The organism is Pseudorhodobacter sp. (genome assembly GCF_030452865.1).
Classification (GTDB): domain Bacteria; phylum Pseudomonadota; class Alphaproteobacteria; order Rhodobacterales; family Rhodobacteraceae; genus Pseudorhodobacter.
The window spans coordinates 1-3575 of the sequence record NZ_JAKDLJ010000367.1; the positions used below are offsets into that span (position 1 = coordinate 1).

General features: G+C 61.6%; 4 protein-coding genes. 2 read left to right on the forward strand and 2 right to left on the reverse strand.

The features are described 5' to 3' along the window. The coding region (locus L0H65_RS16410) for a sensor histidine kinase KdpD (RefSeq protein ID WP_301460260.1) at positions 1–1359 on the forward strand (1359 nt) is incomplete at its 5' end. Between the two features lie 58 nt (positions 1360–1417). Here L0H65_RS16410 and L0H65_RS16415 read toward each other — a convergent pair. Beyond that, positions 1418–1873 (reverse strand): hypothetical protein, encoded by a 456-nt coding sequence (locus L0H65_RS16415; RefSeq protein ID WP_301460262.1) that lies wholly within the window; start codon positions 1871–1873, stop codon positions 1418–1420. A 148-nt stretch (positions 1874–2021) separates the two neighbouring features. Between L0H65_RS16415 and L0H65_RS16420 the strand changes: the two genes are divergently transcribed. Next, entirely contained in the window at positions 2022–2447 is a 426-nt protein-coding gene (locus tag L0H65_RS16420) for a SufE family protein (protein WP_301460264.1), read from the forward strand. Here the strand turns inward: L0H65_RS16420 and L0H65_RS16425 are convergent. Then, positions 2444–3575 (reverse strand): aminopeptidase family protein P (locus L0H65_RS16425; RefSeq protein WP_301460267.1); only part of this gene is annotated, 1132 nt, incomplete at its 5' end. The genes L0H65_RS16420 and L0H65_RS16425 overlap by 4 nt on opposite strands.

Genomic DNA, 3575 nt, shown 5'->3' on the forward strand with positions numbered 1-3575 from the left:
TATACGCTGTTCCTGCCATCTTTCGGGGCGGATGCGATCATTTCGGCGCAGGTCTTGTCCGAAGGGCCGTTTGGCATTGCGTTGCTGCGACCGCAGGCGCTGTTTGGCGTGACAGAGATGGACCCGCTGATCCACGCACTGGTCTGGTCGATGGCGCTGAACACGCTTGCCTATGGCGCGGTGTCGTTGTTGACGATGCCCGGCCCGGTGGAGCGGGTACAGGGGGCGGCCTTCGTCAAGGTGTTCGAGGCAGAGGGCGCACAGGCGCGCGGCTGGTCCGCGACCGGTTCTGCCGGGGCCGAAGATTTGCTGATTATGGCGCAGCGTATTCTTGGTGATGATGAAGCCCTGGCCTTTTTTGCCAAGCAGACGGCGGAACAGGGCAAGATCGGCTACCTGCCCGATGCCACCGTCGGCTTTATCGAGCAGTTGGAGCGGCGGTTGTCCGGCTCCGTCGGCACCGCCACCGCCCACGCGATGATTTCACAGATCGCCGGTCATGCCTCGGTTTCGGTGGAGGATCTGATGGCCGTTGCCAATGAGGCGGCGCAGATCATGGAACATTCCGCCACCCTCGAAGAACAGCGCGAGGAGTTGACCCGCACCGCGCGGCAACTGCGGGAGGCGAACGCCAAACTGACCACGCTTTCGGTGCAAAAGGACGCATTCCTCAGCCAGATCAGTCACGAATTGCGCACGCCGATGACCTCGATCCGGGCTTTTTCCGAGATATTGACCGAAGGCGATCTTCCGCCCGAACTGGTGGCAAAATATGGTCATGTCATCCATGATGAAACCAAGCGCCTGACCCGGCTGCTCGATGATCTGCTGGATCTGAGCGTGCTGGAAAGCGGCACCGTACAGCTCAACATCGACCTGAGCAGCCTGCGGGTGATGATTGACCGGGCGATTGCGGCCGCAGCCCAGACACGGCCAGAGCGCAGTTTTGTCATCCATCGTGACCTGCCCGGTGAAGACATCTTTCTGCGCACAGACAGCGACCGGCTTGTGCAGGTCTTCATCAATCTGGTGTCGAACGCGCGCAAATACTGCGATGCGCAAAGCCCGGAACTGCGCATCACGGTGCGGCAGCGTTCCGGGCGGGTGACGGTGGACTTTATCGACAATGGCACCGGAATCCCCAAGGATAAACAATCGCTTATCTTTGAGAAATTTGCGCGTCTGACCGATCAGACCAAGGCGGGTGGGGCTGGGCTTGGTCTTGCGATCTGTTTGGAGGTGATGGCCAATCTGGGCGGCACCATCAGCTATCTGCCGGGGCAATCGGGGGCCGCATTCCGGGTCACCTTGCCACTGCAATTTCAGCCGAAACCGGCAGGGCGAGCTGCGTCGCCATGACCCTGACCGGGAAATTTCCGTAGAAAATTCGGTTTGGCCGGCAGTGCCGCCGATCCGATCAGCGCCGTGAGGTTCGCCCGTTGCTCGCACCTTGAACGGTGATTTGCCGGATCCCCTGCAACTTGATGTCGGACAGGAAGGCCGCTACCGTCACTTCGCGCGAACGCGGGGTCGAGACATTGGCGCGGAAAATCGGGGGGAAAATACGGAAATCAAACACGAGTTTACCGTCGTCAACCGGGCGCGGCACCAGTTCCGCCTCCCAATAGGCCTGGGTTGGTGGCAGACCGGTTGCGCGAATGATGACGCCGCCCACCGTTTGTTCGATCTTCATGTCGATCACCTGCGCCACCAAAGCGCGCGGGTCAGCAGGGCGGGACAGATCCACATCCGAGGCTTGCGCAGGCTCCGACGAACCAAACCAGTTGAACGGATTCAACCGTGATGACCCGATGGAGGAGCAAGCCCCAAGGGCCAGCGTGGCGCAAACTGCGGCAATCAGCGGTGTGTTCATTGCGTTTTCCCGTTCAACTCTGCCTCCTTGGGTAGCCCATAGCGCGGCATTTGAAAAGCACTTGCTGAATAGCAATTGGCGCTGCTTGCTGGACCTTCGCTGCCAGAGACGTTACCTCTGGTGGCAAATCGCGAACGGAGCGGATGCCATGGCCAGCGCAGCCTTTGAAGATATCGCGGAGACATTTGATTTTCTCGATGATTGGGAGGATCGCTATCGTCATCTGATCGAATTGGGCAAGGAAATGCCTCCCCTTGATGGCGCGTTCAAGGTGCCAGCACTGAAGGTCGATGGCTGCGCCAGTCAGGTCTGGCTGCGCCCGCTGATCGAGGGAACGGGCCGCAGCGCGATTTTCCGGTTTGAAGGCGAAAGCGACGCGATGATCGTGCGGGGCTTGATCGCGGTGCTGCATGCGCTTTATTCCGGGTTGTCGGTGTCCGCGGTGTTGCGCGTCGATGCGGCCGCCGAACTCGCGCGGTTGGGGCTGGATCAGCATCTTTCGTCGCAACGCTCCAACGGGGTGCGGGCGATGGTGGAACGCATCCGGACCATTGCTGCCGAGGTGGCGGGTTAAAGCGGTGCGGTTGCCGTCTCCAGCCAGGCTCGGGCAGCGGCAGAGATGCGCGGCGACAGTTTTTGCAGCGTTTCAGCGTGATAGGCGTTGATCCAATCGCGTTCTTCCGGTGCCAGCACCTCCACTGCAATCAGACGGCGGTCCAGCGGCACGAAGGTCAGCGTTTCAAAGCACAGTTGGTCGCGGTCGTCGCCACCCGGCAAGGTTGGCGCAAGCGTGACATGGATCAGGTTCTCCAACCGGATGCCAAACGCCCCTTCGCGGTAATACCCCGGTTCGTTCGACAGAATCATGCCGGGTTGCAACGGCACTTCCGACAGACGGCTGATCCGTTGCGGCCCTTCATGTACCGACAAAAATGCGCCGACACCGTGCCCGGTCCCGTGGTCAAAGTCGCGGCCCTGAAGCCACAGGTGATAACGCGCCAGCGGGTCCAGATCACGCCCCGCAAGTCCCTTTGGCCAGCGCACCCGTGACACCGCGATCATGCCGCGCAAAACCGCCGTATAGGCCGCCGCCGCCCCATCCGGCACCGGGCCTATGGCCATCGTGCGGGTGATGTCGGTGGTCCCGTCGACATATTGTGCGCCGCTGTCGACCAGCAACAACTCCCCCGGTGTGACCCTGCGATTGCTGCCTTCCGTCACGCGGTAATGGATGATCGCACCATGCGCGCCCGCGCCGCAGATCGTGTCAAAGCTGATGTCATGCAACTGATTGGTGGCGCGGCGGAACCCTTCCAGGGCTTTCACTACGTCAATCTCGGTCAGGGCGCCTTTTGGCGCTTCGGCATCCAGCCAGTACAGGAATTCCACCATCGCCGCCCCATCGCGCAGATGCGCTTCGCGGCTGCCGGCAATCTCCGCTGCCGTCTTGCAGGCTTTGGGCAAGCGGCAGGGATCGTCGCCCCACGTCAGGTCCACCGCCGCCTCCGCCAGTTCCAGCGACACGGCCAGTGGTGCCGAGCCGCGGTCGACACGCACCGGGCCGTGCAGCGTGTGAAGCGTCGGAACAAAGGCGCTTGGCGGGCGGATCGTCACATGCGGGCCAAGGTGGCTGCGCGTCGCGTCGTCGAACTTTTCGGATTGCGTGAATACGGTCACGCGCGCATCGTCATAAAGTATCGCA

Coding starts and splice junctions, on each gene's coding strand:
- L0H65_RS16420 (WP_301460264.1), top strand. CDS start 2,022: ATGGCCAGCGCAGCCTTTGAAGATATCGCGGAGACATTTGATTTTCTC.
- L0H65_RS16415 (WP_301460262.1), bottom strand. CDS start 1,873: ATGAACACACCGCTGATTGCCGCAGTTTGCGCCACGCTGGCCCTTGGG.